We start from the raw sequence: 24823 nt of genomic DNA on the forward strand, positions 1-24823 counted from the left end.
TTACTTCGGCACAGTCACTTGGTACATGCGCTTTTGAAGGGTTCCGGTTTTTCGAGCCAGGAAAGGTGAATTTCTGCGTTTGTCAAAATAGCGTGGCGCTGGCAACATGCCCGCCATGCGCGCCGCCTGGTAACTGTTTAATTGTGCGGCACTGACACCATAGTGGTGTTTCGCACCAGCCTGCGCACCATACACGCCATTGCCCCACTCCACCACATTCAGGTACACCTCCAGAATACGGCGTTTGTCCCAAAGCGCCTCAATCATCAAGGCGATGACCAATTCCTGACCTTTGCGAACATAGCTTCGCTTGCTGGTCAAGAACAGGTTCTTGGCCAATTGCTGGGTAATGGTAGAACCACCGTGTGTCACCCTGCCGCGTCTCTCATTGCGCTTGATGGCCAGTTGGATCGCTTCCATTTCCACACCCTTGTGGGTCATGAACCCGCTGTCTTCAGCGGCGATTACGGCACGCTTTAAATTCAGGGAAATTTTGTCGTAAGGCACCCACTCGTGTTTAAGCTGAAAACCAGGCTCGGTCTTGCGAATTTCAGCCAAACGGGTTTGCATGAAACTGGTGCTGCTGGGGTTCACATGCGTCCACACCGCAATTTGTGCCAAATACCAAAGCTGCAACAACACGACAGCACAAAACCCCCAAAAGAAAATTCGCCACAGCCAAACCAATGGATTCAGACTGAATTTACGCTTGCTGCCGCCAGGAGAGGATTTTCTGCGCGCCATGGTCATTGTTGTTTTGCTTTGGCAAGCAAGGCTTGCCGAACTTTGGTTAAGGTTTCAAGTGCATTGGGTGACTGCCCGGTCCACACCTCAAAAGCGAGTTGGGCTTGAAACACCAACATACCCAAACCATCGCTGCATGGTAAATCCAGCTTGCTGAGAGATCGAATGAACGCTGTGGGCTCGGCGGCATACATCATGTCGTACACCAGCACGGCACGCTCGTACCAATCCGGGTGAAGTGCGGGTACGTCCCCTTTCAAACTGCTTGAGGAGGCATTGACAATCACGACAGGCGTACCGGGCAAATCAAAATGTGATGGCGGTGTATCCAGCCCGCCACCCGCCGCCGGAAGGTCAATGGCCTCCGCACGCTGCGCCAGCTGGCGCGCTTTGTCCACAGTTCGGTTAAGTACCGTAAGGTGCTGAACACCCGCTTGCTGAAAAGCCGCAACGCAACCACTGGCAGCGCCACCAGCACCAATCATCAATACCTGGCATTGCTCCAGGTGCAAACCCAGGGTATTTAACTGCCGGTTCAAATCGCGGCACAAGCCGCCGCCATCGGTGTTATCCGCCAGCACCGTGCCATTGGCATTGAATTTCAGAGTATTGGCTGCCTGCGCAAATTCAGCCGCGGGTGTCAGAGAATTGGGTGAGGCACTGGCCAGTGCAAAGGCGTCCAGCTTGAAGGGCACGGTCACGTTGGCCCCTTTCACACCAGCCGCTTGCAGCGCAGCCACTGTTTGCGCAAATCCATCCAAGGGCGCCAGCACGCGTTCATATTGCAGGGGCAAACCAAGCTGCGCCGCAAAATTGGAATGAATGAAAGGCGACATGCTGTGTGCAATTGGATTGCCAATTACAACGTAGCGATCTGCCTGATGGATTAATGCATTCAACACGAAATCTCCATGCCCTTAGTACTCTGTGCTGATGGTGTCACGGCTGAACACCCAAGTGCGGGTAATCGCCAAAATATCGGCCTTCTGTCGCATCTCTGAAGGGAAAGGCGGAAAGGGTGTCGACATTCTTAAAATTCTCAATGCGGCCCGGTCCAGCACGGCTGAGCCCGAGGAACGGTCTACCTCCACGTCTTCCAGCGTGCCGTCTGCGCGCACATAGGCCGTCAACCTCAGCTTGCCGTAAATACGGCCCTTCAGTTCATCGGGGTAATTTGCATTGCCCACCTGTTCTACTTTGGCGCGCCAGGCTTCCTCGTAAATTGCAAAGGCATAGGGCGAGGTGCGTGGCGAGAAAAAATGCTTGCGAGGACGCTCGTTGTAGCTTTTGATGTTGTCGGCAATTTGAGCCTGCAACCGTTTTATTTCAAGCGCGCGCTGGCTTTTCGGATCATTGCCAGGGCGAGTGTCCAACACTTCGTTTTGCGGTGTGGTGCGCAACTCCGCACCGGCCAAATTTCGCTGCAAGGCCTCCAGCTCCTTCAGCCGTTCCTGGCTGGCAATCAGTTCGCGCTGGTTGACCTTGTCGTCGGCTTGCCCGGGCAAGGTGGTCGCTCGGCCCTTGTCGGCTTGCCCGCCACCATCCAGCGCAACCTGTGCAAGCACCTTGGCGTCGGTGGGTGTTTTTTGCGATTGCGCGTTCACCAAAATCACCTCAAGCGGACGGCTAAAAGCGGTGTCTGCTTTAGGTTTTGAGAAATGCACCAGCAACAACAAGGCGTGAAGAAACACCGACAACACCAGTGCCTTTTTCAGGTTTATCTCGCCAATTGGTGCACGCAGCGAATTCAAGCCGCTGAACCTCCCACGGAATCGTCAGGCGGACTCAGCCCCTCTGACTCACCTGCATCAACCACAGCCACTGGTGCCTGCGGAAGTTCAATTTCCTCTTCCTCATCATCATCGAGCAAACGTGTGGGCGTTCCTTTCTTCAAAGCAATCAATTTGCAGGAAACAGTCAAGGTGAGTTCATCCACCTGATCCAACTCAACCTCAACCTGCACGCCGCGGCCTGGCGAAGTAACGCCCACCAGACGAACAAACAGGGGAATGTCGTCCAGGCGCACCAGTTCGTCTTTCACCACCACACCGTCAAACTGCTTGCGGCCCTTTTGCTGAATCCAGCGCAGGCACCAGTAGCGTTCCATGCTTTGCTGAAATTCAGCATAGGCTTTGTAAGTCACATCAAAACTGTTCACTGCTGATAGCAATTCCGCATCGGTTGCGGTGTACACCGGTGGTTCCTGGCGAAGCAGCGAAATCAATTGCTGCTGGTTCACCAAATCAACATAACGGCGCAATGGCGACGTACTCCATGCGTATTGCGGCACGCCCAAACCCACGTGTGGGGCAGCATGGGTCGACATTCGCACGCGACCCATGGGCGGCTGCACACGATAAATGCCGGTGACCTTGCATTCGTCCAGCATGCCACCCCATTCACGGTTCACGTAAATCATCCACTCGGCCACCAACAAATCCAGTGGTGCATCGCGGCGGCGTGGTTGAATTTCAACGGTTCCGTCATCGCTCACATAGAAATTGAAATCAATGCGCGTGTGCTTCTCAGGCTGCCCGCGCACAATTTCGCGCTCCATTCGCAGCACACACGAACTTTTCCACAGCATTTTCAATGCTGGAAAAAACTCGCCCACCACCTCAAGCGCATGCAAATCGGGGTCTTCCAATACCTCTTTGGACAAAGCCGCATCCAGGTGATTGTGGCGCAAGTTCGCTGCCATGGGCACTTGCTCAATGGCGCTGTAGGGCTCGCTGATCAGTTCACCAGTTTCAGTACTTACTTCAACGTAAATACTGACCGATGGAACGGTACGCCCTTCAGCCAGGGTGGCCAGTTCAACCACCTGATCGGGCAGCATGGTGATTTTGTCACCGGGCGCATACACAGTGGACAGGCGCTCGCGGGCCACGCGGTCATAGGGACTGCCGCGCGAAATCAAGAGCGCAGGCGCTGCAATGTGCACGCCAATGCGCGCGCGTTTTTCATCCAGCCACACAACGCTGAATGCATCATCAATTTCCGTGGTTGAAATGTCATCAATCGAGAAAGCACGCACATTGGCCACGGGCAACTCTGCCAACTCGGCGGGCACTTCGGGCGCAGGCAAATCAATTTCCGGCCCTTTGGGAAAATACACCGCCGCAAAACGTGCGCGCATCATTTCATGTACCGATTTGAAGGCACCACATTCAATCAACAACACATCGGGCGACCGGCCGGCTTCTGTGCAGGCCAACATCAATGCTTTGTATTCAGCGCTGTTTTTATCCGGGCGCACCAGCAGTGTGGCTGCCTGTTTTGCAAAACCATCGGGTAGTTCACGGCGCACCAAGGCATCGGCCCAAGCCTGTTGCTGCTCAGCCGCCAAGCGCTTTTTCTCCAGACCCGCCAATGCAGCCTGCAAGATTTCTGGCGGGGCTGCACGGTACATGCCCTTGCCTTTGCGATGAAAATGAATGGGCGCAGCATGCAAAGCCGCAAGGGTAGCTGCCTGCTGCACCACGGTGGGCTTTTCGCCAAAATATTCCTGGGCCATGGCTGTGAAATCAAACTCACCTTCAGGCGAACATTCCCACAAAAACTCGGTGTCCACTTCTTTGGCCAAGGCCTCAACCTGCGCATGGAACTCAGCACATTCCAACGCATCAAACTTCAGCATCACACTGTTGGATTTCACCTTGGTGCGCTTGCCATGCAAGGTTTCGACCTGATAGGCGTTGCCCTGCTCTTGAAGCACTCGGCCCACTTTGAAGGCTCCGGCCTCTTCGTAATACAAATTCATCAACTGTCCTAAAGATAGTGTTCAAGTTGGGGCAGGAATACTTCCATCACCCACAACGGTGTTCTGTTGGGCTTGCGTGAAAAGCGCGCACAACGGGCGTACCACACACGGCCGTTGCCCTGTCTGTTCATCTCGGCTTTCATTGCCGGGGGCAACAAGCGTTGCACCCAAGGCTGCTGCAAAGGCAAACGTGCAAAATAAAGTTTGCCCCGCTTTACCTGCGGGTCGGAAAACAACACCGTGCCCAATGAGCGGGTGCCCAAACCCCGCCAAAAATGCCAATCATTCACTGGGCCATCCATTTCAACCAAAGTTTGGGCCAGCACCACAGGCGCGTTGTTCACATGCAAACGTACCAGTCTCTGGCGCATCATTTGCCCCGTTACACTTTGCCCCCTGGCGCCAGGCCCGTGTTTGATCAACACCTTGGCTTGCACAACAGGCTCTACTTTAAACCCTTGGTTCAGGCGCACCAAACGCTGGGTGAGCGAACCGGGGGTACTCACCCAGTTTCGGGCCCACACAGGCCAGCTTGGCGGGCAATGCCTGCTCCATGCGACACCACCGCTCATGGCAAACCCACAGCCAGTTTCACGAAGGGCAATATTTCATCGAAATCGCTCAAGGCATGGTCAGAACCCAACAGGTGAAGTTGATGCGCACCGCGATAACGCGCCAGCATGGTGTCACAGTTCAGTACTTCATCGTCCCGGGCGGCCACCAAAAAATAGCGCGATGGATCGGTCAGGCTGGTTTTTTCCATGGCCTTTAGATCACCGAGGTAAGCCGGAACAAACTCAATTTCCTCGTCAGAAAAATACACTTTCTTTTTGCCGATTTGGTCTTGCAAATCGTCATAAGGCTTGATGGCCGGGTTCAACAACACAATCGAAGCCTGAGCGTGCAATTCGCCCAACACCGTGGCGTAATAACCGCCAAGAGAACTGCCAATAAAGGTTAATGACAACTCGGGCTGGCTTTGCAAACGCGCATCCAGGTGCTGCTCGATCATGGCCATGGCCCGCGCAGGCGAAGCCGGCAAATCGGGCACCCACAAGTGGCTGCTTAAACCAGCTTGGTCAAAACAGTCGATCATTTTCTGGGCCTTTACAGACCTGGACGACGAACGAAAACCATGCAGATACACCACCAGGTCAGCTACGCCTGAAGTGCGCGCAAAGCCGCCCGGGCTATTGAGGGCAAATGGCGTCAAGCCCGCACCCGTGTGGCCAAGGCTTCGATCAGCTTTTGATGAATGCCGCCAAACGAACCATTGCTCATGGCCACTACCCAGTCACCGGGCTGCGCCAGGGAAACAACATGGTCGATCACTTCGTTCAAGTCATCGCTGGTGAACAGCCGCTCGCCCACGCTGCCCAAAGTATCACGCACATTCCATTGAATGCCCGCGGTGTAACACACCACAGCTTGCGCTTCGTCAAATGAAGCTGGCAGGGCTTGCGCAAGTGTTCCCATTTTCATGGTGTTGGAACGGGGCTCAAACAGCGCAATCAAGTTGCCCGTGGGTACACCCGCCCCTGCAGCAATTTCTGTCATTCGGGCTTTCGCACCCTCCAGCGTGGTGGCAATGGCGGTGGGGTGATGCGCAAAATCGTCGTACACCTTGACACCCGCCGCTTCGCCGCGCAATTCCATGCGGCGCTTTACACCCGGGAATTCGCTCAAAGCCTTGCATGCATCCGTTACCTTCACGCCAACAGCATGCGCAGCAGCAATCACCGCCAAGGCATTGTTCACATTGTGCAAGCCCGACCAGTCCCATTCCACCAGGCCTTTCGCCTCTCCATTCATCAACACTTCAAATCGCGAGGCACCCAACACGCGGGCTTGCCAGGGGGCTTCATCGCCATTGGCGGAAAAACGCTCAACTGGTGTCCAGCAACCCCGTTTCAGTACTCGCTCCAGTGACTCGGTATTGGCAGGACAAACCACCCTCCCTTCCGACGGCACGGTGCGCACCAGGTGGTGAAATTGGGTTTCAATCGCAGCAAGATCGGGGAAAATATCGGCGTGGTCAAACTCCAGGTTGTTCAACACAGCCACCACGGGGCGGTAATGCACAAACTTGGAACGCTTGTCGAAGAACGCAGTGTCGTATTCGTCGGCTTCAATCACAAAGCAGTCGCCCTGCCCCAGTGTGGCCGACACACCAAAGCCACCCGGCACACCACCAATCAAAAAGCCGGGGTTTAAACCCGCCTGTTGCAACACCCAGGCCAACATGGAACTGGTGCTGGTTTTGCCATGCGTACCCGCCACAGCCAACACCTTGCGACCGCGCAAAATGTGTTCGCCAACCCACTGCGGGCCACTGGTGTAAGCCAGCCCCTGGTTCAAAATGGCTTCCATCAGTGGGTTACCGCGTGAAACCACATTGCCAACTACCCACAGGTCAGGCTTGATCGCCAGCTGTTCCACACCAAAACCCTCGGTCAATTCAATACCGGCTTGGGTTAGCTGGGTGCTCATGGGAGGGTAAACATTGGCGTCGCAACCGGTCACGGTGTGGCCTAGGGACTTCGCCAACTGGGCGACACCGCCCATGAAGGTGCCACAAATCCCGAGAATGTGGATGTGCATTCTTTCTTCCTTTCAGAACAAGCCCATATTGTAGTGCCTGTGAATTTGGATACACTGCCGATATGGAAGAATTCTTCGCCCCGCAAGACGAACTTCGCATAGAAATTGCGATGACCGCAGCCAGACTGATTGCAGAGGAAGGCTTGGACTACGCCACCGCACGCAACCAGGCCGTGAAAGCCTTGCTTGGAAAACAGCGTGTGCCCCGGGAACGACTTCCTTCTGATCAAGACATTCAAGATGAGCTGCGCGCCTACCAAGCCCTGTTTCAAGCTGACAGCCAACCCGGTGAATTGAACGAATTGCGTGAAGTTGCACTCCAATTCATGCAAGGTATACAGCAGTTCGAACCCATTGTGTATGGCGCAGCGGTCAATGGCACGGGCAGTGCTCATTCCGATGTGCACATCATTGCGTTCGCCGACGACGAAAAAGAAGTGGACTACTGGCTGTTAAACCAGAACATCCATTTCGACGCCTGTGAAGATGCCTTGTTGGCTGGAAAATCATTTCCGGCTGTGGCCTTTCGCTGGAAGCAGCGCTGGTTCCAGCTGGGTGTGGCCAGCCCGGTACAACGCAGGGGCTTGCTGAACCGGCAAGCGCCTGACGGAACCCTTTTTCAAACCGACATTGCGGGCTTGACCCGTTTGATAGACGCACCATGAGCAACAAACTTATCCCGATTCTGACCGCAGTCCTCGCCTTGGCGATTGGTCTGTATTTTGGCCTGAAACCCAAGAATGGCCCTGATTATCCTTTGAGTGGCTACACCTTTGATACGCCGCAAGGCGCATCGCTCGACTTGGGTGCACTGAAAGGCAAGGTTGTGGTTCTTAACTTTTGGGCCACATGGTGCCCACCCTGCGTGGAAGAAATGCCTGAACTGGACGAGCTGTATCCGCAGCTTCAAGCCCAAAATGTGGAGCTGATCGGAATTGCAATTGATTCTCCCAGCAACGTGCAGCAATTTCTGCAAAAAACACCTGTAAATTACCCTATCGTGCTTGCAGGCATGACTGGTACAGAGCTTGGAAAAGCACTGGGTAACCAACAGGGTGGATTACCATTTACCGTCATTTTGGACGAAAATGGTAATGAAATACTCACAGAAGCCGGCAGAATACAGATGAGTACTATCACTAACGCACTGCAACGTTAAAATCGGGTATGCTCACGCAACGCCTGACTTGGGCGAACCGCGAAGCAAGGTTCATCAAAGCCCTCCAAGGTGGAAAATAATTGATTTTCAGTGCACACTAAGCGAAGTTAGGCTCAATTCACCTCGCGCTTGGTTGCGTACTGCCATACAAAACCAACCTCCCTAGATGGAGCAAGTAAATGGACCTCAGAAAGCTAAAAACATTGATCGACCTGGTCGCCGAATCCGACATTTCCGAACTGGAAGTGACTGAAGGCGAAGGCAAGGTACGCATCGTCAAAAGCCAGCCTCAATACACCATGGCCATGCCACAGCAAATGATGCAGCAAGCGCCAGCCATGGCAGCGCCAGCCGCGGCTGCGGCCCCTGCTGTGGCTGCTGAAGCACCCGCAGCACCAGCCGATGCCGGCCACAAAGTCACTTCACCCATGGTTGGCACGTTTTATCGCGCGCCCAGCCCCGGCGCATCCAATTTCGTGGAAATTGGCAGCACGGTGAAAGAAGGCCAAACCATCTGCATTATTGAAGCCATGAAGTTACTCAACGAAATTGAGTGCGACAAGTCTGGTGTGGTCAAGGCCATCCTGGTCGAAAACGGTCAACCCGTGGAGTTTGGTCAAGCTCTATTCGTCATTGAATAGAACAGGAGCAGCCACCATGTTTGGAAAAATATTGATCGCCAACCGCGGCGAAATAGCCCTGCGCATTCTGCGTGCGTGCAAGGAAATGGGCATTAAAACCGTGGCGGTTTACTCCACCGCCGACGTGGACGCCAAGTATGTCAAGCTGGCCGATGAGTCGGTGTGTATTGGCCCCCCCAGTTCCAAAGAAAGCTACCTGAACATTCCAGCCATTATTAGCGCCGCAGAAGTGACCGATTCTGAGGCCATCCACCCGGGCTACGGCTTTCTGTCCGAGAATGCCAGCTTCGCCGACCGTGTCGAGAAAAGTGGTTTTGTGTTCATAGGCCCCCGTGCTGAATCCATTCTGCTGATGGGCGACAAGGTATCGGCCAAGCGGGCCATGATTGCTGCGGGCGTGCCTTGCGTGCCGGGTTCTGAAGGTGAATTGCCCGACGATCCACGCGAAATCGTGAAAATTGCACGCCAAGTGGGTTACCCGGTCATTATCAAAGCCGCTGGCGGCGGCGGTGGCCGCGGCATGCGTGTGGTGCACACTGAAGCCGCGCTGTTGAACGCAGTCACCATGACCAAAACTGAAGCCGGTTCTGCATTTAATAACCCGGCGGTTTACATGGAAAAATTCCTTGAAAACCCCCGCCACATTGAAATCCAGATTCTGGCCGACGAACACAAGAATGCCGTGTGGCTGGGCGAACGCGATTGCTCCATGCAACGCCGCCACCAGAAAGTGATTGAAGAAGCACCAGCACCGAATATTCCACGCCGCCTGATTGAACGGATTGGCGAACGCTGCGCAGAAGCCTGCCGAAAAATTGGCTACCGTGGTGCCGGCACCTTCGAATTTCTGTACGAGAACGGTGAGTTTTACTTCATTGAAATGAACACCCGCGTGCAAGTTGAACACCCGGTCACCGAAATGATTACTGGTGTCGACATTGTTCAGGAACAAATTCGCATTGCAGCGGGGCAAAAACTGCGTTTCCGCCAACGCGACATTGAATTCCGTGGCCATGCCATGGAATGTCGAATCAATGCGGAAGACCCGTTCAAGTTTGTTCCTTCACCTGGCCCAATCAAGAACTGGCATGCGCCTGGCGGCCCCGGAGTTCGCGTGGATTCCCATGTGTACAGCGGTTACAATGTGCCCCCGCATTACGATTCCATGATTGCCAAAGTGATTACTTACGGCGAAGACCGCAAGCAGGCCATGGCCCGCATGCGCCAAGCCCTGGCAGAATTGGTAGTCGATGGTATTAAAACCAACACAGCCTTGCACCGTGAATTGATGGAAGACGCCCGCTTTGTTGAAGGCGGCACCAGCATTCACTACCTTGAGCACAAACTGGAAGCACGTTTCAAGTAAATGAACCCACAGGCCACACCGCTGATACAAGCCAAACTCACCCTGCCCTTTGAGCAAGCCGACGAAGTTTCTGACCTGCTCATGGAGTTGGGGGCTTTGGCGGTCAGCCTGGAAGACGCCAATGCCGACAGCGAAGACGAACAACCCTTGTTCGGCGAACCCGGCATGGAGCCAGAATCAGCGGCGTGGAATTTGAACCATGTGGTGGCCTTGTTTCGCAACAAAGCTGAAGGTGAGCAAATTTTCGGTGAAATCCCGGCCGAATTGCTGGGTGAAGCTGAAATTGATTACACCGAAGTGCCTCAGGAAGACTGGGTTCGTCTAACCCAGTCCCAGTTCGACCCCATTCCCATTTCAGCCCGTTTGTGGATTGTTCCCTCCTGGCACGAACCCCAAAACATCGACGATCGAATCAACCTGGTGCTCGATCCCGGCTTGGCCTTTGGCACCGGCTCACACCCTACCACTGCCCTTTGCCTTCGTTGGCTAAGCGAGTTTCCACTGAAGGGACAAAGCGTGCTGGATTACGGTTGTGGCTCGGGTATTTTGGGCATTGCAGCGCTTAAATTGGGCGCATCTGAAGCCATTGGCGTGGATATTGATCCCCAAGCTGTCGACAGCACCGCCTACAATGCCGGCAACAATGGCGTCGAAATGCCCTGTGGTTTGCCCGACTTTCCATTGGCCAAGCGCCAATTTCCGGTGGTGGTCGCCAACATTTTATCGAACCCGCTGAAAGTTTTAGCCCCATCGCTGTGCAACCATGTAGAAGCAGGCGGGCAACTGGTACTTTCAGGCGTGTTGGCCCGCCAGGCCGAAGAAGTGATTTCACATTACCGCCAATGGATCAACCTTGCGGTGTGGGCCGAGCGCGACGGCTGGGTATGCCTGCATGGCCAGAAAGCGGCGGACTGACCGCCTTGCACCCACCGGCAAGGTTAAACTAGCGCCATGAGCCTTGCCACACGCTGCCCCAACTGCAACACCCTGTTCAAAGTGACCTCTGGCCAACTGCAAATGCACGAGGGCAAGGTACGCTGTGGGCATTGCCAAACCATATTTTCCGGCATTGAGCACCTTACTTCAGCCGACACTGAAGCCTGGCAAAAACTGGACCTAAGCCCCAAGCATAGTGACACTGGCTACACCAGCGACCACAACTTGACCGGCGGCGATGGCACAGGTTCGGAAGCGTTGTTCGCCGACACGGCGCCCTCTAAACCACTGTTGAATTTCAGCCAAGGCAACCCGGTGTTGAAGGTGGCTTGTGTTGCACTGCTGCTGGCGCTTGGGCTGCAAGCATTGTGGTGGCAACGTATTGACCTGCTGCAACAAACCCCCGACATGGCCAAACACATTAATACGGCAGGGCCAACTATTCAGCGACTGTTTGCAAGCCCGGCCACCCAGGCTCTGCGAGTTGAAGGCAGCGGCCTGCAAGCTCTGGATGAACACAATCTGCGGGTTGACCTCACCTTACACAACCAGCTTCCTTTGCCTGCCCTGTGGCCCCACCTGAAAGTGGAATTGCTCGACCCGCAAGGTTTGGTATTGGCCAGCAAATCCTTAAGCCCAAGCGATTACCAACTTCGCGATGAAAATGCGGCCAGCCAAGCGCCGTTGATTGCTGGCGAAAAAACCATCGAAGTACTGGCATACTTGAACTTGAGCACTTTGAACACACAACTGCCGGAAAGCGCCGCGACTGGCTTCAGGCTTGAATTATTTGACCAAGGCCCAGGCGAACAATAACCGCCAAGCCAATTTTTAGATACTGGACTGCTTCACCATGAATTCCCCAACCAACACCAAACGCGTTTTAATCTGCGGTTCTATCGCATTTGACACCATCATGGTGTTTGAAGGCCGTTTCAAAGACCAAATTTTGCCGGATCAGGTACACATTCTGAACGTTGCGTTTCTGGTTCCCAGTCTTCGCAAAGACTGGGGCGGCTGCGCGGGCAACATTGCCTACAGCCTGAATATGCTGGGCGGCAAACCCGTACCCATGGCCACCATTGGGCATGATGCCGGAGGTTACTTTCAGCGCCTGCAAACCTTGGGCATTGAAACCAACTGCCTGAAGCAAATTGGCGAAGAGTTCACGGCGCAGGCCTTCATTACCACCGACCTTGACGACAACCAGATTACCGCCTTCCACCCAGGCGCCATGAGTCACTCGCACCTGAACAAGGTGAGCGATGCCGGCGACATCGCCTTGGGCATCATTGCCCCCGATGGCAGGGACGGCATGATGCAGCACGCTGAGCAATTTGCCACCGCAGGCATTCCATTTGTATTCGACCCAGGCCAGGGGCTGCCTATGTTCGGCAAACCCGAACTTGACCGGTTTTTGGAACTTGCGACCTACGCGGCTGTCAATGACTATGAAGCCAAGATGCTGTGTGAGCGCACCGGGCTAACCCTGGAGCAGATCGCAGAGAAGCTGGAAGCACTCGTGGTGACCCGCGGTGCCGAAGGCAGCTGGGTATTTACACAGGGTCAACGGCACGACATACCATGCGTTAAAGCAGAACGCATCGCCGACCCCACTGGCTGTGGCGATGCATACCGCGGCGGCTTGCTCTACGGCCTTACAGAAGGCATGGGCATTGTGAATGCGGCCAAACTGGCCAGTTTGATGGGTTCTCTGAAAATTGCAGTCAAAGGCCCTCAAACCTACCAGTACAGCCGGGAAGAAATTGCGTCCAGGTTTACTGCCGCTTTTGGTCAACAACCCTGGTAACTTGAAAGGAAAATCAAATCATGGCCAAGTCAATTCAGTTCAGTTTAAGAAGCACCGGTGCAGTGGCCCTGATTGCGCTTTCTGCGCTTGCAGGCTGTGCCACCCAAAGCAGTTCGGGTCAGGTATACCGCGAAGGTGAAACCCGCCGCGCACAAATTATCGAGCAAGGCACAGTTGAAAGCGTACGCACCGTGACTATTCAGGGCGACACCAACGGCGTAGGTACTGCCGCTGGCGGCATCATCGGCGGTATCGCAGGCAGCAACGTGGGTGGCGGCAGCGGTCGTGCTGTGGGTGCAATTGTGGGTGCGGTGGCTGGCGGTATTGCAGGTCAGGCCGTAGAACGCAATGCATCGACCCGCCAGGGCCTGGAAATTACCGTTCGCATGGACAACGGCACCTTGCGTGCTTATGTTCAGGATGCAGCAGGTGAAGATTTCCGGCCTGGTGACCGTGTAAGAATTGTCAGTGGTGGCGGTACATCGCGCGTTACACGCTGAATTTAAATAACCACCCAAAATGAAAAAGAGCACCTTTGAAGGTGCTCTTTTTTTATGCCATGCCAGTTGGCCAAATTAAAACCCGGGCATCAGGCTTTGCAGCACCATCATCACGATCTGCAAAATCAGGAAGAACACCAAAGGCGATAAATCTACATTGCCAATGGTGGGCAGCACCCTGCGCAATGGCTCCAGGAAGGGGCGTGACAGCTCATTCAGAATCGACGCAATCGGCGAGAACGGATTCACCCAGCTCAAGATCACCTGAATCAGCACAATACCCATCAGCAGATAAGCCACATTGCGCAACACCCAAAAAATGGCAATGGGTATGGTCAGCGTAATCAGCGAACCCACGCCCGGACCACCGCTGGAAAGCCCAACTGTGAGCAACACCAAAACAATGTGCAGCACAAAAGACACCACAAAGGCGCCAAAAATGGAAGCCCAATCGATGCCACCATAGCCGGGCACACCCTTGCGCAAGGGCTTCACGAGCCAGTCGGTCATGGAAAAAATGAACGGTGACAGGGGGTTACTGGGGTGTATACGTACCCACTGCATCAATGCGCGCAGCAACAGGCAAAAGGTGAGCAGGCTGGCGGCTGTTTCCAGCAGTAAGCGCAAAATATCGATTAGAAGCATAGTGAAGCGTTCAGCAGGTTAAGGCCGTGAGCCTGTTGGAAATGGCCAAGTGGTTGTGGCACCCTTCAACTTTCTGGGCTTTGCAGCGCCCGACCGGCGGCGGCGCGCAGGCTTGCTGGGCGTAAGCAGTGCCAAAGGCGTGACCTCGGAGGGAGAAAGCGCCGTTTTGGAAGGTTTGCGGGTTGTAGCCACCGGGCGTGCTTTGCTTTCGGGCAGCTCTGCTTTGGCAGCAGCAGGCTTCGCGACCGACTTGGTCAAAGGCTTGGTTGCTGGTTTGCTGGTTTCCTCGGTTGCTCGCTTGATTGCAGGCATTCAGGAACTCCTTTCAATTCTTCAAGGACAGCCGTACAGTTTAACGATATGACCTTGAATATTCAAGAAATATGACTCACAACAACAAAGGAGACACCCCTTGAGCCATGTGCCAGAACAACCTCACAGCGTAAAAGCAGGCGAACGTTATCGACACTACAAAGGTGGGCTGTATGAAATTATTTGCCAAGCCATTCAGGAAAGCGATTTGAGCCCTGTGGTGGTTTACCGCCCTTTGAGTGGCGATACCCACACCGCGTGGACCAGGCCTTTGAATGTATTTTTTGAAATGGTGCAAGTGGGTGAGCGCATGACCCAGCGCTTCACCCTGGTCGACAGCGACAGCTAACTTAAGCCACTGGGTTTAAGCCACTGCCTTCAGCTTCGGCTTGGCCCTGCCCCCAGCCTTTGCTGGCTCAAACACCAAACCGGGCTCATCCACCGGGTCTTCCAGCAAGGTTTTGGTGTCGTGGTAATAGTCTTGCCGATTGTGCCAGGGGTGGGTCTCGCCCTGGCGGGGCAACTGGTCAACCACGCGTTTCAAGTAGCCTGAATTCAAGCCGCCCAATACTGTAAAGCCTTCCACTGGTTGAACATCGGCCGTTTTGGCCACCGCCACGGCGTGGCCCTTCTTGTCCATGTGGTTCAGTAATCGGCACACAAAACCGCTCACCAAATCCGATTTCAAGGTCCATGAAGCGTGCGTGTAGCCCAGAACAATTGCTGCATTGGGCAGGTCTTGCAACATGGCACTTTTGTAGAACATTTTCTCGCTCAGGTTGACAGGCTCGTCATCCAGAGAAATCTTCATGCCACCCACCATTTGTACATTCAAACCTGTGGCGGTCACGATGATGTCGGCTTCCAGCAATTCGCCTGAGTTCAACTCAATGCCATTGGGCACAAACTGCTTGATGGTGTCTGTGGCCACGCTGGCCTTGCCACTGCGCAGGGCTTTGAAAAAATCGCCATCGGGTACCAAACACAAACGCTGATCCCAGGGCATGTAGTTGGGTGTGAAGTGTTTGATATCCACGCTGGAGCCTTTTAACTGCCTGCGCATCATCGCGATCAGGAAGCGGCGCACCACCTCGGGCTTGCTTTTGCTGGCCTTGAACATGAAGTGCGCCAAACCAATGGTGCGCGTGCGGTTCAGCTTATAAGCCAGTTTGGACGGCAGGGTTTTTTGCAGCACGCGGGTCAGCGCATCCACGGAGGGCAAGGAAAAAATATAGGACGGCGAACGCTGCAACATGGTGATGTGCTCCACCTTGTCGGCCATGCTGGGAATTAATGTTACAGCTGTTGCCCCACTGCCAATCACCACCACTTTTTTGCCGGTGTAGTCCAGGTTTTCTGGCCAGTGCTGAGGATGAACCACCAAGCCCTTGAAGCTTTTCTCATTCGGGAAATCGGGGCGATAGCCTTGGTCGTAGTTGTAGTAGCCCGCACAGGCCATCATGAATTTTGCGCGGTATTGCTCTGGCTCGCCAGTCGCTTCATTCACAGCATTGATCACCCAGCGCTGGGCCTCGCTGTCCCAGTTCGCGTCGCTCACCTTGCGCTGAAAACGAATGTGGTCGAACACCTTGTTCTCGGTGGCTGCCTCGTGCACATAGCTGCGAATGTCATTGCCTTGTGAGAAAAAATGCGCATTTTTCCAAGGCTTGAACTTGAAGCCGAAACTGAACATGTCGGAATCTGAGCGGATACCGGGGTAGCGGAACAAATCCCAAGTGCCACCAATGGTGGTGCGGCGCTCAAGAATGGTGAACTTTCGGTTGGGGCATTCTTTTTTCAAATGGCATGCGGCACTGATGCCTGACAAACCTGCGCCAATGATCAAAATGTCTTCGTCGAATATCGCCATGGTGTCTCCGTGTGGTTGTGCTCTTTTTTTTATTGTGCCGATTTTTTCAGGCCTGAAAACAGCGTTTGCATTTCCATTCCAGATTTGTCCGAATTTATCAAGTGCATTGAAAACTCAAGGTAAACTGGGCAGCACTGGCAGTGCTATAAATACCCCACCCCACTTTCAAACAGGAACACCATGCCGTCCATTCAAGCCAAAGTGATGAACAAGATTGCAAGCATCGCCCTGAAAAGCTACCGGGGCAACGGGGCCGGGTTCGTGCGCCGGTTTCGCATGGTGACCGCTGCATCCAATTTGCTGGCTCCTGTGCCAAAAGGCTTGAAACATATCAAAGGCGCTTTGGGCGGTGTTCCAGGTGAATGGCTTATTCCGGTCAATCCCAAAGGCGCTTTGTTGTACATCCACGGCGGCGGCTTTGTGGCGGGCCACCCCCCCATGTACCGCCCCTTCTGTGGCGCCTTGGCCAATGCCTTGGGTTTCCGCGTGTTCATGGTGGACTACCGCCTGGCACCAGAAAACCCGTTCCCAGCCCCACTGGACGACTGCATTGCAGCCTTTGAAGCCCTGGTGACAGATACCCCCACAGGCGAACCCATTTTCGTGGCGGGCGATTCTGCTGGCGGCAATTTGAGTTTGGCTGTGCTGCAACATGCATTGAAGAAGAAGTTGCCCGCGCACGGCGGTCTGCTGATTTCGCCAGCCACCGACATGCGCCGCCTGTCACCTTCTATTGAAGGCAATGACAAAACCGACAGCATGTTGTCTTCCCACATGATTGAACATGCCGCCAACCTGTACATGTGCGGCCATGACCCCGCGGATGAACGCGCATCGCCCCTGCTTGGGAAATTGAAAGGCCTTCCACCACTCATGGTGACTGCCAGTGAAGACGAATGCCTGCTCGACGATTCTGTGCAGTTGCGCGACGCAGTGGAAAAAGTCGGTGGACAAATCACCTTGCTGACTCGCCCCGGCATGCCGCACATTTGGCCAACCATGAACCTTGCGTTGCCCGAGGCCAAAGAAGACCTGGTGAAGATCATTCGCTTTTTTTCACCGTTGGTGAAGGGCATCTAAAACAACGTTGTTGGCAGTACAAGGTGTTGGAGACACCTGCAACTACCCAATAACAATGACTAACTTACTTTCCCGCACAGGCCTGATTGCCTGTGCCTTGCTTTGCGCACCACTGTTGGCTGCCTGCCTGGGCGGCGATTCCGGCACGGGCAGCACCAGCACCGCCCGAACCACACCCAATGAAACACGGCCCAATGTGTTTGACGCCAGCAGCTTCAAACCCCTGCCCGCAGCCCGTGCACCCAGCGCTGAACTACAAGCCACGCGCGAACGCATATTAGGTCCCAACGCCATGGACCCGGAGCAGGTGAAGTTTTGGTGGGTGGGTGTTTCAAGTTTCATTGTGAGCATGAAAGGCCATTTGTTTTTAATGGACGCGTGGGAAATTGTGGGCGTGCACGCCAACTATGTGCCCATTGGCCGTGAAGAACTGGCCGCCATTCAACCTGAAGCCATATTCATTGGGCACGGCCACTTTGACCATGCAGCCGATGCGGGCTATGTGGCAGGCCTAAGCAATGCCCTGTTGATTGCGGGCAGCAATGTGTGCGATATCGCCCGCGAGCGCGCCGCCAGTGAGGGCATACCCAACTCCTTTCCCTGCCTGAACCTGGGCGACCAAACCAACCCCGGTGCCGGCAGTGTACGCGCCATTCAAATTTGGGAAGATGTTGAGCCAGTGCATGTGGTTCAACACACCCACTCGGCCGCTGAACCCGCCGACCTGCTCAGCGGTGGCATGCCCTTGGTGTACATTCCCGACGTGCTCACATTTCCTACCTACTTGAACACCAGCCTGGCCGAAGCACTTCGCTTTGTAGGCACCCTGCGTGACGACGGTGGCGTAGGCCAGCCTGCAGGCGGCACTTGGGCTTATCACTTCCGGGCAGGCGACTTTGCCTGGTTTTGGCACAACTCTACTGGGGTGATGAAAGCCGGCAACGCAGAAAGCGAAGCGGTGGCCAACGCATTGACGAATTTGCCTGAATGTGTGGATGTGCAATTGAATGCGATTGTTGGTTTTGGCTTGGTGACCAGTGCCTACCGGGACGCTTTGGCTTATGTGGCACTGACAAAACCCAAAATAGCCTTGCCCAACCACCACGACGCCTGGACACCTGGCATTGGCGGCGGGGCGTCGGCTTATGAAAACAGTTGGCTGGAAGCAGTCAGCAGGCTGCCCGATCCACCCCAGGTGGATTACCTGCGCGACCCGGTGGACTACATGAAACCGCGCAGCTACAACATCAACGATCCACGCTGGGCGGGTGGTTGCTGATCAAAGCCTTACATGCCGGGCACACCCCGGCGAATGACTTCCGAGAAATTTTCACCGACCTGCATGGCTTTGGCGCGGGGCACAATATAGCCCTTCTCCTGAAGTTCGGTATAGCCAAACCCCTCTACCAAACCGCCCTGCGCATGGGCGTATTCGGCGAAGTACCCGCTGAGCAACAGGCGATAATCCAGCGGCAAATCCGGCACGATTCGCTTGGCGATATCAAACACCACCGTGGTGCAATTGCTGGTCAGGGTGTTGTAAAACTCGGGGGTCTTTTCCAGTTTTTGTGCCTGTTCTACATAGGCCAAAAACAGGGTTCTTAGCTGTTCTGGCGGAATGGCCAGTCGGTAGATGTACACGTTTTCACCACGCGCATTGCTCCGTGTACGAATAATGTCCGCCTCATCGGCCGCCACCAAAATAGCCTCGTACTGCCTGAAAAACCCCTTCCACGCGGAGAACTCCTCGCCGACTTCCTTTCGGATTTCCAGCGAGAAAGTCAGGTACTGCCCATCGGCAAAACCGAACGACACCAAGGTGTGGGCAATTTTAGGCCCCATCCAGTAAGACAACACAAGGTCGGCTGTTTGCAACTGGCTTAAATCATATTCACGTGTTTCCCAGCGCGGTGTGTAATCGGTTTCTGTGCGCCACTCAAAGTTGCGCACATTTTTCAACACCACCCTGTCGCCATTCACATCTGCATGCAACATTTGGGAAACATCATCAGCCCATTGCCGGTTGTGGCTGGGTTTTTGCAGAAACCACCAGGTGGCAAATGCGCCCATGGCAATCAACAGAAAAAGCAGCAAAGTACGCATTATGAAAATGCCTTTCGAGTGGCCTCATCGGCGGGGAACAGATGTTCAATTCTCAGCGATGCCGCAGTAATGTCCAAGGGCGCTCCAAAACTGGTGAAAGTTGACACAAAACGAAGCTCGCCCACCGTACTTTTAAACCGGGTGACCAGGGTGGGGTTGTTGAAGTTCTGTGGCTGTTTGGTGTCGAACATGGATTGCGGAATTTGCGCCAACATGGCCTGCAACGCAGGCACATGCAAAGCCTCACGCTGCGCCCTTTTCAATACATCGCCCAACACTTCAGCCGGGTTTAGCAGGCGTGTGGCCAGGCCACCGGGCGCAGTCAGTGCCAGCAGCACATTGGGAATCGCTTGCAAAGCGGCCAAATCAAACTCCAGCAGTTGCAACAAGCGCACAAAACTGGCGTTGAATTTCACCAGATTCCATTCACTGTCCAGCACCATGGCCGGCGCTGCATGCTGCGCAGTCAGCATCAAATCGATCACCTCATTGATGGTGTCCATTTCCCGGTGATCAATCGGCCTGCTCCCAAACAAGGGGGCAAAACCTGCAGCCACCAGCGCTTCATTGCGCTCGTTGAGTGGCGCATCCAAACCCTCCAGCAGTGCCAACAACATTTCCTTGCTGGCACTGGCTTTGCCGGTTTCAATGCAACTTAAATGGCGCTGGGAAACACCCACGCGCAAGGCCAAATCAAGTTGGCTGATCTTTTGCCTTGCCCGCAAATCGCGCAGACGAATTCCAGCATGTTGGGTGGGTGTATGTGTGTGCATGTGCCCATACTGCCACGGAAAATTACTGGAATCTATGACCTCGAAGGTTATTGCAGCAATGACCCAAGGCTCATCAAACTGGCGTTGAACTGATTCACTTTCAACCCGGCAAGGAGAACCGACATGCCTACCAGTACCCTGCAAAACACGGCCACAAGCACCCCCACCTTTTGGATCAAGTGGCTAAGCTACACCGCCGAATTCACCGTGTTGTTTGGCCTTTTCATGGTGCTTGCACCGGGCTTGACCCAACAGGCTTTCGGATTGTTGATATTCCAGAACCCTGCACAAATTTCCGCCTTCGACTCACAAGCGACGGCTTACATCGAGCTTGCGCATGCAGTGATGGGCTCGGTGATGGTGGGCTGGGGCGCGCTCATGTTTATGCTTGTGCGCAAACTGAATATCAAAGACGCCAAAGAGACCTGCAACATGATTGCGATATCTGTGTTGCTTTGGTATGTACCCGACACCGCATTTTCGCTGTACAGCGGTTTTTGGCAAAACGCTGTCATGAATACCGGTTTTGCTGTGTTGTATGCAGTGCCTTTGGTGGCGTTAAGAAAACACTTTCTGTAAAAACCCTGAAATCGCTTCGTTCACTACATCAGGATGGGTCACTGGCCCCATGTGGCCCATCTGCGCAAACTCAATTAACTCCACGCTCGGCAAAGTGGCCACCAATCGCTTCGCCACAGCGTGGGCCGACAACTGCGACTTTCCCCCCACCATGTAAAGCACCGGAACATTCAACTGGCCAAAAGAACTCAGCACGGTGGGTTCGCTGAACAAGGCATGCCCCCACCGCCGCACATTGCGCACTGATGCCGCCACCGCCGGTTTGCGCTCTTCAGGGGTTTTCGCCCAGCTGCCCTGCCCCATCCAGAAATCGATAAAATGCTGAGCCGCCAAATGTGGATCGCCATTGTCCAGCGCAGCACCGGCGGCGGCCACTGCATGGCGAATGCCGTCTACATCATTCGGGCTTGGGCTTTCATGCTCAACCACAGAGAAGAAAGTGGGCTCAAATAGTGCAAGTGCCTTCACCCGGTGCGGAAACAACAAGGCAATTTTCAAAGCAATCGCACCGCCGTAGGAATGCCCCACCAGGGTGAACTTTTCACCCATTCTATCCAACACCGGCATCAGCAAATCCACCTCATCTTGCAGAGAAATGGTTCGTTCCGAATGCCAGTCGGGTGTTTGGCCTGAACCGTAGGAATCCACCGCAAGCAGCTGAAACCGATCCGCCAGCAAACCCATCAAGCCCTTCCATTGCCCGGCGTGCGATGCATTGGCATGCAGGCACAACACGGCAGGGCCTTGGCCAGCCTCTTTCACATGGGGTTGAACAGAGGTCATGGCGATCCTTGAATAGGGTTGGATGCGGGTCAAATTCAGTTTAGCTGAAAACTGGTTTCAACCTTGGGTGGATTTTTCAAGGTTTGCTGCACCACACAAGAACGCTTGGCTGCATAGGTCAATGCCTTGATCAAGTCGGCGGGTGTGCCCTCTTTTACCTTGAACTGCACATTGCAGCGCATGCCTTGAAAACCAACTGGTACTTCTGGCGACATATTCAATGCACCACGAACATCCACATCGGCAGTCACGCGCACTTCCAGAAAAACAAGCTCAACACCCAGCACGTTGGCCACCATGCGCATGGCTGAATCCTGACATGCAGCCAGCGCAGCACACAACAGATCGCCAGGCGTGGGCGCATCGTGCAGACCGCCCAAAGCACGATGAACACCAATCGGCACCTGCACGCCACAACCATCCATGGGCTCCACCACAGAATGAAAAGGGTCCAAGGGATCAACCCCGCGAGCCAAGGCATGGTCGGTCACCATCGCCGCACCAGGTTCTACTTTGTAAAGTGCGCGCATTTCACGCTGAGCATTGGGTACAGAAAAAGTCATAGCAGTCTCCAGTGGTTTTGAGCAGCCAACTGCTCAATGAATTCACTGTGCACGGACACGCTGTGTTTAGTCCTTAAGAATTCCTAAATGTTTGCTATATTTTGCTAACACTTCACCTTCGGTTGCGCGCTTGGATTATTCCTATTTTTTCGATCACTTTGAATTGCGCGCAAATGAACGGCTATTACTACGCGAAGGCGAAACGGTCAATTTGGGCCCGCGTACCTTTGACTTTTTAATGTGCCTGGTCAGCAACCACACACGCGTTCTAAGCAAAGACGAATTGCTGCAAACGGTGTGGCCCGGCATGGTCGTGGAAGAAAACAATTTAACCGTGCAAACCTCTGCTTTGCGCAAGCTCCTGGGTAGTCAGGCGATTTCAACAGTCACAGGGCGCGGCTACCAATTCAGTTTGCCAGTTCGCCGAACAGAAGTGTCCTCGAAACCCACAGTGCAAAAACATTCCACCATCGCGGTGCTGCCTTTCAAGGTACTGGGAGAACAAACCGACCTGCGGTTTCTGGCTGAGGGTTTGCTTGAAGACGTCATTGCACTGCTGGCTCGGGTACCCGGTTTTCTGGTAATTTCACAAGCCTCCACGCAAATATTCGACCACAGCAGCGTTGCACTACCTGAAATTGCTGAACAGCTTCAGGTGCAATTCGTTGTACTGGGCAGCATTCGTCGAGTGGACGAAATCATTCGGGTGAATGTTCAGCTGGCAGAGGCGCAAACCGGCCAAGTGTTGTGGAACAGTCGGTTTGAATGCTCGCCAGCCTCCAGCGCTGATTTACAGGAGGAAATTGCCCGGGGTTTGCTCAGCGAACTTGAACCCGCGCTAACCAAAGCCGAAATAGCCCAGATTCGAAGACAGCGCCCCAACAATCTCGACGCATGGGCACATTATCATGAGGCCACGGGCGCTTTGGCCCAACTGGGCTGGAGCGAAGCGGGCCTTCGCAATGCCAGACACCAACTCGAAAACAGCATTGAAATTGACAGCAGCTTTGGCCTTGCCCATGCACATTTGGCCCTGTTGACCGCACTGTCCCGAAACATCGGCCTGTTGCCACATTCTGACGCCGTTCTCGCCAGCGGGCTAACAGCGGCGAACACTGCAATTGAACTAGACGCGGGCAATTCCGAGGTAATGGGTTATGCGGGTTGCGCACTGTGCGACCTTGGACAAACCCGGCAAGGCCTGATCACACTAAAAGCGGCCTTGCAGCTTAACCCCAGCAATGCACAGGCACAGGTTGCCCACGGTGCTGCCTTGGTGCTGATGAATGAACTGGAAGGTGGTATTGCGCAAATGCGTCTGGGCATGCGCATAAGCCCCAAAGACAGAAGACTTGGATTTTGGTTGTGGATACTGAGCTGTTTCTTGCTGCGGGCAAACCGCCCGGAAGAAGCGCTGGAAGAAGCAATAAAAGCCATACAACACGACACACGGTTTCATTTGGCACACGTTGCGCAAGCTGCGGCATTGGACAAACTGGGCAATACCCCACTGGCGCAGCAAGCATTGATACAGGCACGAACGTTAAGACCTGCCTTGTCAGTTGAAGAAATAGCGATCTCGCACGGCAAGAAAATAGCAGCCCGCATGGCCTTGATGTGGCAAACCTGACCGAAGCCGCAAGGAACCACCACCGTCGATTAATTACTTAAGGAGTTACTCTACTTACTTTCTTATCGATGTCTTCCAGACCCCTTATACAAGGTCGCACGCAAATCCTGATCGGCGACACCACCAGCCACGGTGGCGTGGTGATCTCGGGCAGCTCCACCACCACAGTTGAGGGCCGACCCATCGCCAGGGTTGGCGACATGGTCACCTGCCCTTTGTGCAAGCCCCACGTATTCCCGATTGTTGAAGGCCTTGGTACGTTCACTGACAACTACATGGCAGTGGCACTTAATGGTCACAAAATTGGGTGTGGTGCAACCTTGATCGCATCAGCAGCAAACCAACCCCCAAACTCCCCAGCACCCGATACCCGCTCCACAGCATCTCCACTAAAAGGCAAACTCGGGAAAAGCATTGATACATTAATTGGCAAGTCGCCCACACTGGTTAATAACCTGAAAACTCTGCAGAGTCAGGGCTGGAAGGTCGACTACGGAGCGGCGGGAGGCGGGTCCTACGCCAACCGCAGAGAGAAAACGATTACCCTGGACAGCAATCTGAGAGGCGATGCCAATCAGGCTACACAGGTTTTAGCCCATGAAGTGGGCCACGCCTTGCACCCTTATCAGTTAGACACAAGATCAAGGCAGGCATACCTTAACAGCACCCTGGATGATGAGGGGGCTGCCACCATGAAGAACATTCAGGTTCAACGAGAAATCATTCAAGCAGGTGGCCCCGACATCGGTATTGCCGGCAACCCGAAAAACCATGCAAGCTATATTCAGGCTTACAACCAGTACTTAAAAGATGGCAATGCTCAAAACGCCTATCGAAAAATTGGCTCACAATTCGGTGCCAATGAAATCACATCGACAACAGGTCAAAATTATGCAGACTATTACGGTGGCTGGTATGACAAAAATTATGGCGGGAAAAAGTAATGCGGGTCGAAAACTGCTCCT

At 54.2% G+C, this 24823-nt stretch carries 28 protein-coding genes; 14 read left to right on the forward strand and 14 right to left on the reverse strand.

What is annotated here, in order from left to right; translation table 11 throughout:
* Genes mtgA through mpl form a run of 7 tightly spaced genes read right to left on the reverse strand, consistent with a single transcriptional unit; the run spans position 1 to position 7108 of the window.
* Positions 1-750, reverse strand: coding sequence for a monofunctional biosynthetic peptidoglycan transglycosylase (gene mtgA, locus HKT17_RS12575; protein ID WP_171100501.1), 750 nt, complete (start codon positions 748-750; stop codon positions 1-3).
* Complete coding sequence (gene aroE / locus HKT17_RS12580) at positions 747-1643, reverse strand: shikimate dehydrogenase (protein WP_171100503.1); 897 nt, start codon at positions 1641-1643, stop codon at positions 747-749. The genes mtgA and aroE overlap by 4 nt, the downstream gene beginning before the upstream one ends.
* 18 nt (positions 1644-1661) lie before the next feature.
* Positions 1662-2495: an energy transducer TonB gene (locus HKT17_RS12585; RefSeq protein ID WP_171100504.1), complete on the reverse strand. Its 834-nt coding sequence runs from the start codon at positions 2493-2495 to the stop codon at positions 1662-1664.
* The gene (locus tag HKT17_RS12590) at positions 2492-4507 is read right to left on the reverse strand and encodes a ribonuclease catalytic domain-containing protein (RefSeq protein WP_171100506.1); all 2016 of its coding nucleotides are present in this window, start codon (positions 4505-4507) and stop codon (positions 2492-2494) included. Before HKT17_RS12590 ends, HKT17_RS12585 begins: the two co-directional genes overlap by 4 nt.
* 8 nt (positions 4508-4515) lie before the next feature.
* Positions 4516-5079, reverse strand: a complete 564-nt coding sequence (locus tag HKT17_RS12595; RefSeq protein ID WP_171100508.1) for a chorismate--pyruvate lyase family protein — start codon at positions 5077-5079, stop codon at positions 4516-4518.
* Entirely contained in the window at positions 5076-5720 is a 645-nt protein-coding gene (locus tag HKT17_RS12600; RefSeq protein ID WP_171100511.1) for a YqiA/YcfP family alpha/beta fold hydrolase, read from the reverse strand. Before HKT17_RS12600 ends, HKT17_RS12595 begins: the two co-directional genes overlap by 4 nt.
* Complete coding sequence (gene mpl, locus HKT17_RS12605; protein WP_171100513.1) at positions 5717-7108, reverse strand: UDP-N-acetylmuramate:L-alanyl-gamma-D-glutamyl-meso-diaminopimelate ligase; 1392 nt, start codon at positions 7106-7108, stop codon at positions 5717-5719. Before mpl ends, HKT17_RS12600 begins: the two co-directional genes overlap by 4 nt.
* Before the next feature lie 62 nt (positions 7109-7170).
* On the opposite strand from mpl, the gene HKT17_RS12610 reads away from it, so the two are divergent.
* The 8 genes from HKT17_RS12610 to HKT17_RS12645 all read left to right on the forward strand — a co-directional run bounded on the left by HKT17_RS12610 (position 7171) and on the right by HKT17_RS12645 (position 13520).
* Complete coding sequence (locus tag HKT17_RS12610) at positions 7171-7773, forward strand: hypothetical protein (RefSeq protein ID WP_008250530.1); 603 nt, start codon at positions 7171-7173, stop codon at positions 7771-7773.
* Positions 7770-8267, forward strand: coding sequence for a TlpA disulfide reductase family protein (locus HKT17_RS12615; protein WP_008250529.1), 498 nt, complete (start codon positions 7770-7772; stop codon positions 8265-8267). Before HKT17_RS12610 ends, HKT17_RS12615 begins: the two co-directional genes overlap by 4 nt.
* 179 nt (positions 8268-8446) lie before the next feature.
* A complete protein-coding gene (gene accB, locus HKT17_RS12620) occupies positions 8447-8908 on the forward strand; it encodes an acetyl-CoA carboxylase biotin carboxyl carrier protein (RefSeq protein WP_008250527.1) in 462 nt (153 codons plus the stop codon).
* A gap of 16 nt (positions 8909-8924) precedes the next feature.
* Positions 8925-10274: an acetyl-CoA carboxylase biotin carboxylase subunit gene (gene accC / locus HKT17_RS12625; RefSeq protein WP_008250526.1), complete on the forward strand. Its 1350-nt coding sequence runs from the start codon at positions 8925-8927 to the stop codon at positions 10272-10274.
* The gene (prmA, locus tag HKT17_RS12630; RefSeq protein ID WP_171100515.1) at positions 10275-11189 is read left to right on the forward strand and encodes a 50S ribosomal protein L11 methyltransferase; all 915 of its coding nucleotides are present in this window, start codon (positions 10275-10277) and stop codon (positions 11187-11189) included. It abuts the gene before it with no gap.
* Between the two features lie 36 nt (positions 11190-11225).
* Positions 11226-12026: a DUF3426 domain-containing protein gene (locus HKT17_RS12635; protein ID WP_171100517.1), complete on the forward strand. Its 801-nt coding sequence runs from the start codon at positions 11226-11228 to the stop codon at positions 12024-12026.
* A 37-nt stretch (positions 12027-12063) separates the two neighbouring features.
* Positions 12064-13020 carry a carbohydrate kinase family protein gene (locus HKT17_RS12640; RefSeq protein ID WP_008250516.1) on the forward strand — a complete coding sequence of 319 codons (957 nt, stop codon included), beginning with the start codon at positions 12064-12066 and terminating at the stop codon, positions 13018-13020.
* A 20-nt stretch (positions 13021-13040) separates the two neighbouring features.
* A complete protein-coding gene (locus HKT17_RS12645; protein WP_008250515.1) occupies positions 13041-13520 on the forward strand; it encodes an outer membrane lipoprotein in 480 nt (159 codons plus the stop codon).
* A 75-nt stretch (positions 13521-13595) separates the two neighbouring features.
* Here the strand turns inward: HKT17_RS12645 and HKT17_RS12650 are convergent, their stop codons facing one another.
* Positions 13596-14165, reverse strand: a complete 570-nt coding sequence (locus HKT17_RS12650; RefSeq protein WP_008250514.1) for a YggT family protein — start codon at positions 14163-14165, stop codon at positions 13596-13598.
* 18 nt (positions 14166-14183) lie between these two features.
* Positions 14184-14477: a hypothetical protein gene (locus HKT17_RS12655; protein ID WP_156799626.1), complete on the reverse strand. Its 294-nt coding sequence runs from the start codon at positions 14475-14477 to the stop codon at positions 14184-14186.
* A gap of 109 nt (positions 14478-14586) precedes the next feature.
* On the opposite strand from HKT17_RS12655, the gene HKT17_RS12660 reads away from it, so the two are divergent.
* The gene (locus HKT17_RS12660) at positions 14587-14826 is read left to right on the forward strand and encodes a DUF1653 domain-containing protein (RefSeq protein ID WP_371815441.1); all 240 of its coding nucleotides are present in this window, start codon (positions 14587-14589) and stop codon (positions 14824-14826) included.
* Positions 14827-14841: 15 nt separating this feature from the next.
* Here HKT17_RS12660 and HKT17_RS12665 read toward each other — a convergent pair whose 3' ends face one another.
* Positions 14842-16347, reverse strand: coding sequence for a flavin-containing monooxygenase (locus HKT17_RS12665; protein ID WP_171100522.1), 1506 nt, complete (start codon positions 16345-16347; stop codon positions 14842-14844).
* Between the two features lie 180 nt (positions 16348-16527).
* Here HKT17_RS12665 and HKT17_RS12670 point away from each other — a divergent pair, with 180 nt between their 5' ends.
* Both HKT17_RS12670 and HKT17_RS12675 read left to right on the forward strand, forming a co-directional pair.
* Entirely contained in the window at positions 16528-17427 is a 900-nt protein-coding gene (locus HKT17_RS12670) for an alpha/beta hydrolase (protein ID WP_171100524.1), read from the forward strand.
* Positions 17428-17482: 55 nt separating this feature from the next.
* Complete coding sequence (locus HKT17_RS12675) at positions 17483-18706, forward strand: MBL fold metallo-hydrolase (protein ID WP_240965807.1); 1224 nt, start codon at positions 17483-17485, stop codon at positions 18704-18706.
* Between the two features lie 8 nt (positions 18707-18714).
* Here HKT17_RS12675 and HKT17_RS12680 read toward each other — a convergent pair whose 3' ends face one another.
* Both HKT17_RS12680 and HKT17_RS12685 read right to left on the reverse strand, forming a co-directional pair.
* Positions 18715-19530 carry an Lnb N-terminal periplasmic domain-containing protein gene (locus tag HKT17_RS12680; protein WP_008250505.1) on the reverse strand — a complete coding sequence of 272 codons (816 nt, stop codon included), beginning with the start codon at positions 19528-19530 and terminating at the stop codon, positions 18715-18717.
* Positions 19530-20303, reverse strand: a complete 774-nt coding sequence (locus tag HKT17_RS12685) for a helix-turn-helix domain-containing protein (protein WP_171100528.1) — start codon at positions 20301-20303, stop codon at positions 19530-19532. Before HKT17_RS12685 ends, HKT17_RS12680 begins: the two co-directional genes overlap by 1 nt.
* A gap of 123 nt (positions 20304-20426) precedes the next feature.
* Between HKT17_RS12685 and HKT17_RS12690 the strand changes: the two genes are divergently transcribed.
* A complete protein-coding gene (locus HKT17_RS12690; RefSeq protein WP_171100530.1) occupies positions 20427-20882 on the forward strand; it encodes a hypothetical protein in 456 nt (151 codons plus the stop codon).
* On the opposite strand, the gene HKT17_RS12695 is transcribed toward HKT17_RS12690, so the two are convergent.
* Both HKT17_RS12695 and HKT17_RS12700 read right to left on the reverse strand, forming a co-directional pair.
* The gene (locus HKT17_RS12695; protein ID WP_171100532.1) at positions 20862-21665 is read right to left on the reverse strand and encodes an alpha/beta fold hydrolase; all 804 of its coding nucleotides are present in this window, start codon (positions 21663-21665) and stop codon (positions 20862-20864) included. The two genes, HKT17_RS12690 and HKT17_RS12695, sit on opposite strands and share 21 nt — an antisense overlap.
* A gap of 35 nt (positions 21666-21700) precedes the next feature.
* Positions 21701-22228 carry an OsmC family protein gene (locus tag HKT17_RS12700; protein ID WP_008250496.1) on the reverse strand — a complete coding sequence of 176 codons (528 nt, stop codon included), beginning with the start codon at positions 22226-22228 and terminating at the stop codon, positions 21701-21703.
* Between the two features lie 130 nt (positions 22229-22358).
* Between HKT17_RS12700 and HKT17_RS12705 the strand changes: the two genes are divergently transcribed.
* Both HKT17_RS12705 and HKT17_RS15635 read left to right on the forward strand, forming a co-directional pair.
* Positions 22359-23858 carry a winged helix-turn-helix domain-containing protein gene (locus HKT17_RS12705; RefSeq protein WP_171100533.1) on the forward strand — a complete coding sequence of 500 codons (1500 nt, stop codon included), beginning with the start codon at positions 22359-22361 and terminating at the stop codon, positions 23856-23858.
* Between the two features lie 68 nt (positions 23859-23926).
* Positions 23927-24802, forward strand: coding sequence for a PAAR domain-containing protein (locus HKT17_RS15635; protein ID WP_240965809.1), 876 nt, complete (start codon positions 23927-23929; stop codon positions 24800-24802).
* The last annotated feature ends 21 nt before the right edge of the window (positions 24803-24823 follow it).

The sequence above is a fragment of the Limnobacter sp. SAORIC-580 genome (genome assembly GCF_013004065.1).
In the GTDB taxonomy this organism is placed as follows: domain Bacteria; phylum Pseudomonadota; class Gammaproteobacteria; order Burkholderiales; family Burkholderiaceae_B; genus Limnobacter; species Limnobacter profundi.

Excerpts from the sequence above, each read along its gene's own strand:
- mtgA (WP_171100501.1), bottom strand. The coding sequence starts at position 750 with ATGACCATGGCGCGCAGAAAATCCTCTCCTGGCGGCAGCAAGCGTAAA.
- HKT17_RS12590 (WP_171100506.1), bottom strand. The coding sequence starts at position 4,507 with ATGAATTTGTATTACGAAGAGGCCGGAGCCTTCAAAGTGGGCCGAGTG.
- HKT17_RS12595 (WP_171100508.1), bottom strand. The coding sequence starts at position 5,079 with ATGAGCGGTGGTGTCGCATGGAGCAGGCATTGCCCGCCAAGCTGGCCT.
- mpl (WP_171100513.1), bottom strand. The coding sequence starts at position 7,108 with ATGCACATCCACATTCTCGGGATTTGTGGCACCTTCATGGGCGGTGTC.
- HKT17_RS12610 (WP_008250530.1), top strand. The coding sequence starts at position 7,171 with ATGGAAGAATTCTTCGCCCCGCAAGACGAACTTCGCATAGAAATTGCG.
- HKT17_RS12615 (WP_008250529.1), top strand. The coding sequence starts at position 7,770 with ATGAGCAACAAACTTATCCCGATTCTGACCGCAGTCCTCGCCTTGGCG.
- accB (WP_008250527.1), top strand. The coding sequence starts at position 8,447 with ATGGACCTCAGAAAGCTAAAAACATTGATCGACCTGGTCGCCGAATCC.
- accC (WP_008250526.1), top strand. The coding sequence starts at position 8,925 with ATGTTTGGAAAAATATTGATCGCCAACCGCGGCGAAATAGCCCTGCGC.
- prmA (WP_171100515.1), top strand. The coding sequence starts at position 10,275 with ATGAACCCACAGGCCACACCGCTGATACAAGCCAAACTCACCCTGCCC.
- HKT17_RS12635 (WP_171100517.1), top strand. The coding sequence starts at position 11,226 with ATGAGCCTTGCCACACGCTGCCCCAACTGCAACACCCTGTTCAAAGTG.
- HKT17_RS12640 (WP_008250516.1), top strand. The coding sequence starts at position 12,064 with ATGAATTCCCCAACCAACACCAAACGCGTTTTAATCTGCGGTTCTATC.
- HKT17_RS12645 (WP_008250515.1), top strand. The coding sequence starts at position 13,041 with ATGGCCAAGTCAATTCAGTTCAGTTTAAGAAGCACCGGTGCAGTGGCC.
- HKT17_RS12650 (WP_008250514.1), bottom strand. The coding sequence starts at position 14,165 with ATGCTTCTAATCGATATTTTGCGCTTACTGCTGGAAACAGCCGCCAGC.
- HKT17_RS12655 (WP_156799626.1), bottom strand. The coding sequence starts at position 14,477 with ATGCCTGCAATCAAGCGAGCAACCGAGGAAACCAGCAAACCAGCAACC.
- HKT17_RS12665 (WP_171100522.1), bottom strand. The coding sequence starts at position 16,347 with ATGGCGATATTCGACGAAGACATTTTGATCATTGGCGCAGGTTTGTCA.
- HKT17_RS12670 (WP_171100524.1), top strand. The coding sequence starts at position 16,528 with ATGCCGTCCATTCAAGCCAAAGTGATGAACAAGATTGCAAGCATCGCC.
- HKT17_RS12675 (WP_240965807.1), top strand. The coding sequence starts at position 17,483 with ATGACTAACTTACTTTCCCGCACAGGCCTGATTGCCTGTGCCTTGCTT.
- HKT17_RS12680 (WP_008250505.1), bottom strand. The coding sequence starts at position 19,530 with ATGCGTACTTTGCTGCTTTTTCTGTTGATTGCCATGGGCGCATTTGCC.
- HKT17_RS12685 (WP_171100528.1), bottom strand. The coding sequence starts at position 20,303 with ATGCACACACATACACCCACCCAACATGCTGGAATTCGTCTGCGCGAT.
- HKT17_RS12690 (WP_171100530.1), top strand. The coding sequence starts at position 20,427 with ATGCCTACCAGTACCCTGCAAAACACGGCCACAAGCACCCCCACCTTT.
- HKT17_RS12695 (WP_171100532.1), bottom strand. The coding sequence starts at position 21,665 with ATGACCTCTGTTCAACCCCATGTGAAAGAGGCTGGCCAAGGCCCTGCC.
- HKT17_RS12700 (WP_008250496.1), bottom strand. The coding sequence starts at position 22,228 with ATGACTTTTTCTGTACCCAATGCTCAGCGTGAAATGCGCGCACTTTAC.
- HKT17_RS15635 (WP_240965809.1), top strand. The coding sequence starts at position 23,927 with ATGTCTTCCAGACCCCTTATACAAGGTCGCACGCAAATCCTGATCGGC.